13 protein-coding genes and 1 tRNA gene are annotated in these 11,622 nt (G+C 64.7%); 2 read left to right on the top strand and 12 right to left on the bottom strand.

Annotation, left to right across the window (positions count from 1 at the left end):
* Positions 1–97 precede the first annotated feature (97 nt).
* The 4 genes from ACLFLU_RS11810 to ACLFLU_RS11825 form a co-directional block, all read right to left on the bottom strand.
* The gene (locus ACLFLU_RS11810) at positions 98–364 is read right to left on the bottom strand and encodes a hypothetical protein (protein ID WP_092227477.1); all 267 of its coding nucleotides are present in this window, start codon (positions 362–364) and stop codon (positions 98–100) included.
* A gap of 139 nt (positions 365–503) precedes the next feature.
* The gene (locus tag ACLFLU_RS11815; RefSeq protein WP_194463768.1) at positions 504–881 is read right to left on the bottom strand and encodes a TIGR02301 family protein; all 378 of its coding nucleotides are present in this window, start codon (positions 879–881) and stop codon (positions 504–506) included.
* Between the two features lie 47 nt (positions 882–928).
* Positions 929–1,363, bottom strand: a complete 435-nt coding sequence (locus tag ACLFLU_RS11820) for an NUDIX hydrolase (protein WP_426412357.1) — start codon at positions 1,361–1,363, stop codon at positions 929–931.
* 3 nt (positions 1,364–1,366) lie between these two features.
* Positions 1,367–1,864 carry a hypothetical protein gene (locus ACLFLU_RS11825; protein ID WP_426412358.1) on the bottom strand — a complete coding sequence of 166 codons (498 nt, stop codon included), beginning with the start codon at positions 1,862–1,864 and terminating at the stop codon, positions 1,367–1,369.
* 63 nt (positions 1,865–1,927) lie between these two features.
* On the opposite strand from ACLFLU_RS11825, the gene ACLFLU_RS11830 reads away from it, so the two are divergent.
* Positions 1,928–2,692 (top strand): SOS response-associated peptidase, encoded by a 765-nt coding sequence (locus tag ACLFLU_RS11830; RefSeq protein ID WP_426412359.1) that lies wholly within the window; start codon positions 1,928–1,930, stop codon positions 2,690–2,692.
* Between the two features lie 114 nt (positions 2,693–2,806).
* Here the strand turns inward: ACLFLU_RS11830 and ACLFLU_RS11835 are convergent, their stop codons facing one another.
* The 6 genes from ACLFLU_RS11835 to ACLFLU_RS11860 all read right to left on the bottom strand — a co-directional run bounded on the left by ACLFLU_RS11835 (position 2,807) and on the right by ACLFLU_RS11860 (position 8,597).
* Complete coding sequence (locus ACLFLU_RS11835) at positions 2,807–4,000, bottom strand: CaiB/BaiF CoA transferase family protein (RefSeq protein WP_426412360.1); 1,194 nt, start codon at positions 3,998–4,000, stop codon at positions 2,807–2,809.
* A gap of 38 nt (positions 4,001–4,038) precedes the next feature.
* The gene (locus tag ACLFLU_RS11840; RefSeq protein ID WP_426412361.1) at positions 4,039–4,968 is read right to left on the bottom strand and encodes a glycine reductase; all 930 of its coding nucleotides are present in this window, start codon (positions 4,966–4,968) and stop codon (positions 4,039–4,041) included.
* Positions 4,969–5,071: 103 nt separating this feature from the next.
* Complete coding sequence (locus ACLFLU_RS11845; RefSeq protein ID WP_426412362.1) at positions 5,072–5,653, bottom strand: NUDIX domain-containing protein; 582 nt, start codon at positions 5,651–5,653, stop codon at positions 5,072–5,074.
* Positions 5,654–5,668: 15 nt separating this feature from the next.
* Positions 5,669–6,103 (bottom strand): GNAT family acetyltransferase, encoded by a 435-nt coding sequence (locus ACLFLU_RS11850; protein ID WP_426412363.1) that lies wholly within the window; start codon positions 6,101–6,103, stop codon positions 5,669–5,671.
* Complete coding sequence (locus ACLFLU_RS11855; protein WP_426412364.1) at positions 6,100–7,527, bottom strand: FAD-binding oxidoreductase; 1,428 nt, start codon at positions 7,525–7,527, stop codon at positions 6,100–6,102. Before ACLFLU_RS11855 ends, ACLFLU_RS11850 begins: the two co-directional genes overlap by 4 nt.
* An 80-nt stretch (positions 7,528–7,607) precedes the next feature.
* Positions 7,608–8,597 carry an L-threonylcarbamoyladenylate synthase gene (locus ACLFLU_RS11860; RefSeq protein ID WP_426412365.1) on the bottom strand — a complete coding sequence of 330 codons (990 nt, stop codon included), beginning with the start codon at positions 8,595–8,597 and terminating at the stop codon, positions 7,608–7,610.
* A gap of 68 nt (positions 8,598–8,665) precedes the next feature.
* Here ACLFLU_RS11860 and ACLFLU_RS11865 point away from each other — a divergent pair.
* Positions 8,666–8,742, top strand: a tRNA-Pro gene (locus ACLFLU_RS11865).
* A 430-nt stretch (positions 8,743–9,172) separates the two neighbouring features.
* Here ACLFLU_RS11865 and ACLFLU_RS11870 read toward each other — a convergent pair.
* On the bottom strand, positions 9,173–10,843 hold the full coding sequence (locus ACLFLU_RS11870; protein WP_426412366.1) for a N,N-dimethylformamidase beta subunit family domain-containing protein: 1,671 nt from the start codon (positions 10,841–10,843) through the stop codon (positions 9,173–9,175).
* A 31-nt stretch (positions 10,844–10,874) separates the two neighbouring features.
* A complete protein-coding gene (locus ACLFLU_RS11875; protein WP_426412367.1) occupies positions 10,875–11,591 on the bottom strand; it encodes a GntR family transcriptional regulator in 717 nt (238 codons plus the stop codon).
* Positions 11,592–11,622: the final 31 nt, after the last annotated feature.

The following is an 11,622-nucleotide window of genomic DNA, read 5'->3' on the forward strand; positions in this document are numbered from 1 at the left end:
CAGACTTCGCGAACAATGTTCGCCAAAGCCTGTTCGCAAAGTCATTCATCCGTAGACTGGCCCCGCCCGTGAGGCGGGGTCATTTTCGAAGAGGGCCTTACTGCCTCGCGAGGCAGACCGAGAATTCGCCGTTGCGGATGCGGGCAGGAAAACCCTCGACGAATTTCGCCACCGCGTCCTCGCCATAGGTGCCAACGAGCTCGGCGAGCGCTGCAAACAGGCTCGCCTGCGCCAGACAATCGCCGTCGACGCCGTCATGGCGCGCTTCGGCCCAGGCCTCGTTGAGATAGCTCAGTGCGGCCTGTTTCTGCTCGTGATCGGGCAGCGGCGCGCGGGCGGGGGCGTAGGAAATCGGCTGGCTCATGAATCTCAATCAGGCTGGGGCGCGATCCACGGCGATGCGCTGTGCAAGAGGTGTAGCACGCGCATTAACGACCGCTAGGCCACATCTTTAGGAACGGTTAACGGCTGTGAACAAAGTCGATGAGAGAGTTCCGCCGAACTTAGTTCGCGTAACGCGCCGTGAGATCCCGTGAGATCTTCGAGCCTTCCTCGATGTAACGGCGGATCGCCACTGTCGCGGCCGGCGTGCAGCTGCGATAGGTCTGCTGAAAACCGTTATAGCCGCGGTTGAAGCCCGCGATCATGCGGGTGCGACGCTCGCCGGAGGGCGTTTCGGCATCGATCAGCGCCTGCATCTCGCTGCGCCATTTGTTGCCCTCGTTGGAGCCGCAGATGCCGCGCAGATAGTGCAGGCCGCCGAGGATCTCGGCCAGCCGCTGCAAATCGGCGTCAAACGGCGCCGCCACGTCCTGGGCCCGGGCGGGCGCGGAGGCGCAGGCGAGAATCAGGACAAAAATGGCCAGAAATCGCGTCGACATCGGCGGGCTGTATGCCCCCTCAGAGCTGATGACGCAAGGCGGGGGCCTCAGGGGCCGATCAGGCGGGCGGCCGACTGGATGATCTCCTCCAGCCCCCCGGTCAGCTTGAGGTCGCCGAGGCTGCCGAGCGCGTCTGGGGCGATCCAGCGGTAATCGTCGAGCTCGTCGTTTAGGGCGGGTTCCCTGGCTACCCAACGGGCGGCAAAGGACATGATCAAATAATGGCCGGCGCCGGGTGCGACCGGCAGCACCTCGCGCCAGCCGGCAAGGCTGACGATCTCGATCCCCAGCCCGGTCTCCTCGTCGACCTCGCGGCTCAGCGCCTGGTGTAGCGATTCGCCGAATTCGACGCGGCCGCCGGGCAGCGAATAGAACCCCTTGGCGGGCGAGCGGGCGCGGCGCGTCAGCAGCACCTTGCCGTCGCGGAAAATCGCGGCACTGACCGCGATCTGGGGGTGAGTGGGCTGGACAACCGCAGCCACGCGTTAGCTCGCCATGATGGTGTCGACGTCGGCTTCTGCGCCGCCATTGATAATGCCGCCGCAGGCCGCGATCAGCGGCTTGACCCAGAGGGTGGCCTGCTCGGCGAGCCGGACGCGGGTCGTGTCCTTCTCGACCTCGCGCATGGCCGAACCGACCGCGGTCAGGATCGAGGTCATGGTGTCGGTCATGTGGTCGAACTGGGTCCGCACGCTTGGCTCGGCCTTCTCATAGGCTTCGATTGCCAGATCCCGTGCCTTGAAGTTCGAGGCGGTAAAATGCTCGGCATAGGACAGCGGCGTCCAGGTCAAAAAATCTTCCGCGCATTCCGGCATGTCCGGGACCATCTCGAGCAGCATCACGGCTTCATTGAAATGGTTGAGATAGTCTGTGGCAAGCCCGGTCCGCGGGTTGATATTGGCTACGCGCAGCCGCTCGGCCCAGGCCGCAGCCTCGGGGCCCGTCTGTGCGCGCGTCGCGGGTTGGGAGGCCGTTGAGCTCATCTGCCGCAGTGTTAACGTTCGGGGTTAAAAGGACCTGAACGGACCCTATATAGACGGCCTAAGATGTGTGGACGCTTCGTCATAACTTCGGCCCCCGAGGCTTTACGCCAACTGTTCGGCTATATCGAGCAGCCGAATTTCCCGCCCCGGTACAATGTCGCGCCGACACAACCGATTCCGGTCGTGTTGGTCGAGAATGGCGCGCGCCATTTTCGTTTGATGCGCTGGGGACTGCTGCCGGGCTGGGTCAAGGATCCCAAAGGCTTTACGCTCCTGATCAACGCCCGCTCGGAGACGGTGCTGGAGAAGCCCGCGTTCAAGAGAGCTATACGCCGGCGGCGTGGGCTGATCCCGGCCGACGGCTATTACGAATGGAAGGCGATCGACGGCCGCAAGCAGCCGTTCTTCATCCAGCACGCCGACGGTGCGCCGCTCAGCTTCGCCGCGGTGTTCGAAACCTGGATCGGGCCGAACGGCGAGGAGCTCGACACGGTGGCGATCGTCACGGCGGCGGCTGGCGAGGATCTCGCCGCGCTGCATGACCGCGTGCCCGTCACCATCAGCCCGCGCGATTTCGAGCGCTGGCTCGATTGCCGCAGTGACGAGGTCGACTCGATCCTGCGGCTGATGACCGCCCCGCGCCCCGGCGAATTCGTCTGGCACCCGGTTTCCACCCGTGTCAACCGCGTCGCCAATGACGACGAGCAACTGCTCTTGCCGATCAGCGCGGAGGAGATGGAGGCGGAAGCCGAGGCTGCGAAGCCCAAGAAGGCAGTGCGGAAGGTTGTTGCTGCGTCATCAGATGACGGGCAGGGGTCGTTGTTCTAGCGGTGGTGCCGTAGGGTGGGCAAAGCGAAGCGTGCCCACCATAGTCCAACGAGCAAGCAGATAAGTGGTAGGCACGGCGCGTTGCGCCTTTGCCCATCCTACAGCAGCGGAGTTTTAAACAATCTCCCGCGCCCGCAACGCCGCGATCTCCGCCGCATTGAACCCAAGCTCGCCCAGCACTGCGTCCGTATCCGCGCCAAGCTCCGGCGCCATGCGATCGAGCTTGCCGCCGCCATGGGCGAGCTTGAATCCGCTGCCGGCGAAGCGCAGGCGGCCGTAGGGCGTGTCGAGCTCCTGGATCGCGCCGCGCGCCTTGATCTGCGGATGGTCGATGACTTCCTCGACCTTCCAGATACCGGCGCAGGGCGCGCCGGCGTCCTCGAGGATTGCCTCCCATTCGCGCGCAGGCTTTGCGGCGAGCGCTTCCTCGATGATCGCGCGCAAAGCGGGCTCGTTCTCGTTGCGCGAAAACCAGTCGGCAAAGCGCGGATCGCTCAGCGTGTCCTCGCGGCCGAGCGCGGACATCAGCGCGCGGTATTGTTTCTCATTGTTGACGGCGAGCAGGATGTGGCCGTCGCCGCATTTGAACAAATTCGCGGTAGTCCTGCGGCTGACAGCCTGATTGCCGGAAAGCTGCTGGCGATGGCCGGCGACGGACCAGTCCGCGATCTGGCCGGAGAGAAACGCCATTGTCGCCTCCAGCATGGAGACGTCGATGAGCTGCCCCTTGCCGGTGCGGTCGCGCTGGTAGAGCGCGCTCGATACGCCAAACGCGGCCGTCGCACCCGAGAGCACGTCGCACACTGCAAAACCCGCACGCGTCGGGCCCGTCTGGGGGTGGCCGGTAATCGCCATGATGCCCGACAGCGCCTGCATCTTGCCGTCATAGCCGGGCCGCAAACGATCCGGACCGGTCTGGCCAAAGCCTGATACCGCGCAATAGATCAGCTTCGGATTGATCGCCGACAGCGCCTCATAGCCGATGCCGAGCTTGTCCATCACGCCCGGGCGGAAATTCTCCATGACGACGTCGACCTGGCTCGCGAGCTTCTTCACGATGGCGATTGCATCAGGCTTTTGCAGATCCAGCGTCAGGCTGCGCTTGTTGCCGTTGATGGCCTGGAACGCGGGCGCCAGCCCGCGCTCGGCCCATTCGCGCGACAGCGGCGTGCGGCGCATGTCCTCGCCCTCGCGCCGCTCGACCTTGATGACGTCGGCGCCCAGCAGCGCGAGCTGGTAGCTCGCATAAGGGCCGGCCAGCACTTGGGTGAAGTCTAGAATCTTCACGCCCTCGAACGGTCGCGTCACGTCTCTCTTCCCTTGTTGTTTTATTTGATCGGAGGACGTCAGGCTGCGCGATTGCCGCGCGCGATTTCCTTCTGTTTGTCGAATTCGGCGCGGCGGCGTGCCAGCTCTTCGGGGCTCAGTTGCGCAACATTGTTGTAGTCGAGCTTCCAGGAGGCATCCTCGCTCCAGCGCAGCGGCGATTGCATCGTGGTCTGCGGGCCGCTCGCGGTCTCCAGCACTTTCAGCGCCAGCTCCAGCGTCTGCGCCTGCGAGTTAACGTCGTGCGGCTTGCCGGCGGAATTGCCGAGCGGGAAGTCCGAGAACAGGAAGCGCGGCACGGCGGCGTGCTCGATGATGTCCTTGGCGCAGCCCATGATCACGGTCGGAATGCCGCCTGCTTCGAGATGCCGCGCCACCAAAGCGGTGGTCTGGTGGCAGACTGGGCAGTTCGGCACCAGCACGGCGACGTCGACCTTGTCGGCAATGCAGCGCGCCAGAATCTCCGGCGCATCGGTGTCCAGCGTGACGCGGTGGCTGCGATTGGTCGGCGCGCCGAAGAAGCGCGGGGCGACTTCGCCGATGCGCCCCGTCGCATGGGCTTTCAGGAGTTGCGGCAGCGGAAACCAGGTGCCGTTGTCGGTCGCCGTGGTGTGCTTGCGGTCGTAGCCGATATGCGAGATGCGCAGATCGTGTGGCTGCGACGTGTCGCCGTCATAGACCTGGTAGAATTTGGCGCTGCCATTATACGCCGCGCCCGGACCCTGATCGCCCTTGGTCGGATCGTAGGGCGCCGCCGTCGTGATGATGGTGACCCGCGATTGCGCCAGCGGCTTCTTCAGCTTCTGAAACGGCGCCTCGGTGTAGTGCGCCCAGCGATACGCCGTAGTGTAGCCGATCGCGGTGTAATAGTCCCGCGTGCGCTGCATATAGGGGACGGGGGAATCATAGTCGGGCGCAAAGCCGAATTCGTCGTCGCGCGGGGCGGACATGGGCGCGTCTCCTGGTTCTTGTTGAGAGGCAGACTAGAGATAGTCTGCGGTTTGCTCAACAGGCGCTACGTCTGTGCAGGCCAGAATTGCTGCCCCGGCGGGGCTATCTGAAGATATGCAGCGCCGCGTATTGCAGCAGCATGATCGCCTTGGCGTCGATGATGCGGGCGTCGGCGATCATCGCCAAGGCCTCGTCGATGCCGAGCTCCAGCACCTCGATATCCTCACCCTCGTGCTCCAGGCCTCCGCCGGCGCTGACGCGCATCTCCGGCTCATACTCGGCGACGAAAAAATGGATTCTTTCGGTCACCGCGCCCGGGCTCATGAACGCCTCGAATACCTTGTGGACGTCGTGCAGGCGATAGCCGGTTTCCTCCTCGGCCTCGGCGAGGATGCGTATCTCGGGCGAGGCGTCGTCCAGCACGCCGGCGGCCGCTTCGATCAGGAGGTCGTCATAGCCGCGGATGAACGCCGGCAGGCGGAACTGGCGCACCAGGATCACGCTGCGCTGGGCGCGATTGTAGGGCAGCACAGCGGCGGCGTTGTCGCGCTCATAGGTTTCGCGCTTCTGCGTCTGCCATTCGCCATTGCCGCGGCGGTACTCGAACGTCGTGCTCTTCAGCGTGGTCCAGCCGTCCGAGAGCACGCGGACGTCCTTGATGCGGACGCGGTCGGAAATGGTCATTGCTGCCTTCCAGAATTATGTGGGAGCGCGGCCGTCGAGCCACTTCTGGAACATCACCGACGTCGATTCCTCGAAGTCGAGCGACTGGTAGAACGCATTGGCCTGCGCATTCTCGCGCCGGACCAGCAGCTGAAGCTTTGCGATGCCGGCCGCGCGCAGCCAGTCCTCAGCCGCCGCCATGATCGCCCGGCCATGGCCGCGCTTGCGGCCATCGGGATCGACGGCGACGTAGTAGACCCAGCCGCGATGACCGTCATGGCCGACCATGACGGTCGCGACGATCGCGCCATTGTCGCGACCGATCAGCACGGTCGAGTTGTCGCGCCGCCGCGCCAATGCGATGTCGGCATGCGGATCGTTCCACGGCCGCGTCAGGCCGCAGTGCTGCCATAGCGCAACGACGTTCTCGACGTCAGCATCCCCAATCGCGTCGATCGCAAGAGCGCTCACAGCACCTTCCCCGGGTTCATGATGCCCTGCGGATCAAGCATCGCCTTGATCGCGCGCATCAGCTCGATCGCGGTCTTGTCCTTCACCTCAGGCAGCTCGTCGCGCTTGAGCACGCCGATGCCGTGCTCGGCCGAGATCGAGCCGCCCATGCGCAGCACGATCTCGAACACCACCGCGTTCATCTCGTGCCAGCGCGCCAGGTAATCCGCGGTGTTGGCGCCGATCGGCTGGCTGACATTGTAATGCAGATTGCCGTCGCCGAGATGGCCGAATGGCACCGGCCGCGAGCCGGGGATCAGCTTCACCACGGCGGCGTTGGCTTCCTCGATGAAATCAGGCACCGCGGCGACCGGCACCGAGATGTCGTGCTTGATCGAGCCGCCCTCGGGCTTCTGCGCCGCCGACATCTCCTCGCGCAACTTCCAGAAATTGCCGCGCTGGGTGAGGTTGGCCGCGATCACGGCGTCGTCGACGATCTCCTCCTCCATGGCGCGTGCCAGGATCGTCTCCAGCGGCGTGCGGGCGTCGTCGCCCGGGGAGGAAAATTCCATCAGCACGTACCAGGGATGCTTCTCGGCGAGGGGATCGCGCACGTCGATGCCGTGGCGGACCGAGAAGTCCACCGCCATCTCCGAGAGCAGCTCGAAGCTCGTTAGCGCGTTCGCAGCTTCGCTCTGCGCGATCGTCAGCAGCTTCAGTGCCGCCGCCGGCGATTTCAGCCCGACATAGGCCGTCTCGACCGCCCGCGGCTTCGGAAACAGTTTTAGCGTCGCCGCGGTGATGATGCCGAGCGTGCCTTCCGCACCGATGAAGAGATTGTGCAGATTGTAGCCGGTATTGTCCTTCTTCAGCTTGGACAGCACGTTGAGCACGCGCCCGTCTGCGAGCACCACCTCCAGCCCAAGCGCCATCTCGCGCGCGACGCCATAGGCGAGCGCGGCGGTGCCGCCGGCGTTGGTCGAGAGATTGCCGCCGATGGTGCAGCTTCCTTCGGCGCCCAGCGACAGCGGAAACAGCCGGTCGACGTCGGATGCCTTCTGCTGCGCGATCTGCAGCACCACGCCGGCCTCGCAGGTCATGGTGTTGGAGGCGGTGTCGACCTCGCGGATCTTGTCGAGTCGGCGCAGCGACACCACCACCTCGCCATTGTGCGGCGTCTGGCCGCCGACGAGGCCGGTGTTGCCACCCTGCGGCACCAGCGCGATTTTGTTCGCGGAGGCGAGCTTGCAGATTTCGGAGACTTCCGAGGTCGAACCCGGGCGCAGCACCAGCGGCGAGCGGCCGTGAAACAGATTGCGCTCCTCGGTGACGTAAGCCTCGATGTCGGCCGCGTCCGTGATCGCGTGGCGGTCGCCGACGATCTTGCGGAATTGTTCGATCAGCTCGGGCGCAAGCGAAGGGGTGGCTGATTTATTGATGTTCATTGTCTCGTCTCTTGCTTCGTTCTTATTCTTTTGCGCATGATCTTGTCGGAAAACCGCTCCACACTTTTCCGGATCATGCGCTATCGCGCCACCGCCGCCCGGCGCAGCCGGTCGTTGATTGCTTCGCCCAGGCCTTCTTCAGGGATCGTCATCACCGCGATCGCTCGCGGGCCCTTCGCATCGAGGGCGCGAAGATAGCCGAACAGATTGGCTGCGGCTTCATCGAGATCAGCCGCGGGCGACAAATTCATGACAGCGGCGGCGGCTTCCAGTCCGGGCAGGCGATCGGGCCCGAAAGCCAGCAGCGCCTCGCCCGGTGCAACGTCTTGCGCTCGCAGCCGCACATTGGCGCGCGGCGCGTAATGCGAGGCCAGCATGCCCGGCGCCAGCGGCTGGCTGTCGTCGCTCTCGGCCTCCGCGGGTGGCCGCGCCAAGGCTGCGCCGAGCACGGCTTCGATCCGCTCGCGCGATAGCCCGCCGGGGCGGAGCAGCATCGGCGCGTTGAAGCAGCCGACGATGGTCGATTCGACGCCGACCTCGACCGGCCCGCCGTCGACGATCAGGTCGATTCGCCCCGAAAGGTCGCTCTCGACATGGGCGGCCAGCGTCGGCGAGACATGGCCGGAGATATTTGCGGACGGCGCCACCACCGCCCCGCCAAAGGCGCGCAGGATCGCCTGCGCCACCGGGTGCGCGGGGATGCGGATCGCCACCGTATCGAGGCCCGCGGTGGCGAGATCGGCTACCGGGCAGTGATCCACCTTCGGCACTACCAGCGTCAGCGGCCCCGGCCAGAACGCTTCCGCCAGCTTCAGGGCGCGCGCGTCGAACCGCCCGATCCGCTGCGCCGCGGCGAGGTCGGCGACATGGGCGATCAGCGGATTGAAGGCCGGCCGCCCCTTGGCGGCGTAGAGATGGGCGATTGCGGCGGCATTCGCCGCGTCCGCGCCGAGCCCATAGACCGTCTCGGTCGGGAACGCGACCAGCCCGCCGGCGGCCAAGGTCCGGGCGGCTGCTTCCGCGCCGGCTTGGCCGGCCGGTAAAATCGACGTTTCAAGACCCGTTTTCACAGGGACAAAATTCCTCAGCTCGGCCGCTTGCGGTGCGCCAAACCCGACGCTATAAGCCGGCCTCTTGTCGGAGTGTGGCTCAGCCCGGTAGAGCACTGCGTTCGGGACGCAGGGGTCGCAGGTTCGAATCCTGCCACTCCGACCAAGATTTCAAGCACTTAGCGACCCCGCTATTTTACCCCCGAAGAATCCCCCGAAAATAGAACGCAGGGCGCGCGGGTCCATTTGAGCTAACGGATACCGCTTATGGTTTCAACTCCGGTGGGATCACGCCGGCTGGCCATCCTTGCATTGCTTAAATTCAAGCAAACCGAGATTTGCACCCTTAACCGAGCACGGGATCCTTCAAGAGTGAAGCCGCCAGGCTTCACTTTAGGGGTCTCACAGGCGGCCAGCCGCAAAGTCGGCAACGACAGCGCTCGATGAGCGTTTCACGATAGCCGGCGAAGGATCTCAGGCCGCGTGCCGATCCGGGGCGGCCCATGGGTGGTCGCCGCGGTCGTCACATCATTGTCTGGCATGCGACCGCTGGCTTGGGGCTCGGGACTAGCTTCGCGCTGTAGTTTCGGCCGATCTCATCCACCGAGGAAGCGGTTGAGGACGTTTCGCGTCACCTGCTCGGTGTAGAATTCATTCCGCGCCAGGCCCATAACCCATTCACAGCTTCCAGCCGTGAACACTTCGCCCTTGCCGCGAGGCATCGAGACGATCATTCCCGAGCCATAGCGATGCTTCTGCAAGGCCTCCGGCGAGGTCGATCCCGACAGACGTTTTGCCTTGTTGGCGAGGCCGCTGTCGCGGAGGTAGTAGCGGAAACCTTCACCTGCATACTCGTCCTCCACGTAGACAGCGGGGCCCATGGCCAGGATCTCGACGTTCTGCGGCGCGCCGTCTTCGTGCGTCGGATAGGGGAGTCCCTGGCGGAACGTGTAGTCGAGGCCGTCCACTTCATAGGCGAAGATTCCGGCTTCCTCGCCCAGGATATCGCCGTAGTGAGTGTCGGTGTGGTCGAAAGCCCAGTGCTTGGGGCGATACACGGTGAAGCCGCGGCTGCCGCGTGGCGCAAATCCGCCCCACGAGGCATAGACGCCACGCATGCCATTGACGCCGAACGTTGTCGCGCCGGGATGCGCGACTGCGGGATCTTCCCAGCCGCACGTCAACAGGTGCTTGTTCGCGGTATCCCGCACCGGGTCTTCCTCGAACGCGCGGGCCTTGTAGCACACCTGCTGCCGGCCTTCGTTCTCGAAGCGAACCTGCCAAAGGAAGTTGCCGGCGAAGCGCGCCATCTTTCCGCCGGCGTCGACGAATGCGTCGACGGTGTCGCGCATCTCGCGCGTCCAGTATTCGTCGTGGCCGACGATGACGCCGGTGCTGTAGCGCGACAGGATCTCCGGCCGGTAGTGCAGGTCGGTCTGGGTGATGATGTCGAAGTCGTAGCCTTCACGCTCGGCCCAGATCGCAAAGTGACGATCGAACTGCGCCCAGCCCGCGGAGGCATAGTATTGGGCGAATCCGTTGGTGAAGGCCCACTCCTTGGTCGGATAGCGTGGCGCTTCCAGCGGACGGCGCTTCGGCGTGTCGCACAGCCGAGGCGCGCCCGGCGGCAGCCAGACCAGCCCGCGTGTCCAGGGCCGTTCGATGCTCAGGACCGGGGAGAACTGCTTGCCGGTGGCGCCGTCGATCCCGTCGTAATAGTTCGCTCCGCCCCAATCATTGTAGGCCAGCCAGGTCGAGGTCGGCAGGATCAGCAGGAAACGGCTTTTTGCAGGCCTCGGATCGGTTGGGGTCACGACGAAGAAATGGTGCTGCACGAATTGCGAGCCGTTGCCGAGATCACAGGTCGAGGCGACGCGATAGAAGCCGGAGGCGAGGTCGGCGGGCAGGGCCCAGCGGTGGCTCACAGGCCAGCCGCAACCATCTCGATAGGCCGCCTTCGGCATCGCGTGGGACTCTCCGGCGATGTGTTTCGCCTCGTGCACCAGCGTCGGCTTCAGTCCGTCGCGCCAGACCTGCAACGTCCACCGCGCCGCGGTGCTGCTACTGTGGAAGCGCACTTCGCTGCCGGGCGCGTAGGAGATCGCGTCGGTGTAGGTGTAGACCTCGGGCACCGCCGGATCTTCGCGTGGCGCCTCGTACCAATGTGATAAATGCCACGCGTTGTCGGGATGCATCACGCTCGTGCGCCGGTCGTGGACGTTCATCAGCTTGAATTCGGGGCGCGTGGCGTTGTCGTCTGTCGGCATGGTGGGTTTTCCTGGATATATCATTCGATGGTTAGGCGGGTCTTTCGGCGGCATCGAGCAGTTCGGGCGCGGTGATGCGCCCTTCTTCCACGGCCTTCAGCAATTCCATCAGCGCGGCGCCGCCTTCTTCCAGATCGGCGCGGATCGCTTCGCCGGCGGCGATGGCGTCGCGCTGCTTCAAGCTGTGGATCAGCCGCACATGCTGGTGCTCGCCGGCATAATGCGGCACTGCATGAGGGTAGAGCAGGTTCAGCGTCGGGCCACTTTGCAGCCAGAGGCCTTCGAGAATCGTCGTCAGGCTCGGCATTGCCGCCGCGCGGCAAACGCCGAGATGGAAGACGTAGTTCTGGTAGACCGCATCCTGCCAGTCGCCGCGCTTTTCCGCGGCGGCCAGCGCAGCGTGGGCCTGTTCGAGCGCAGCGATCACCTCGGACGCGATCAGTTTCGCGGCCCTTTCTGCTGCGAGCGGTTCGAGCCGCAGTCGGATCTCGCGGATCTCCGCGTAGCGGCGGAATGAAGCCTTCGGCACCTGGAAGCTTTGCGAGCTGGTGAATTCGAGCGCCTGCTCGCGCAAGAGCTGCATCACCGCTTCGCGGATCGGCGTGTCGCTGACACCAAGCATCACTGCGAGCTCGTTGATCTTCAGCCGCTGGCCTGGCTTGAGCTGGCCCTGCATCAGCGCTTCACGCAGCTGGCTGTAAGCCCGCGTCGCAAGGTTTTCGCGCGCGACTTTCTTCAAAGGCTGCATGACGGATGTCCGTGGCTGAAGAGGGAGGCGG

Origin of the sequence: Bradyrhizobium ganzhouense, from assembly GCF_049949285.1 — a bacterium.
Classification (GTDB): Bacteria; Pseudomonadota; Alphaproteobacteria; order Rhizobiales; family Xanthobacteraceae; genus Bradyrhizobium; species Bradyrhizobium ganzhouense.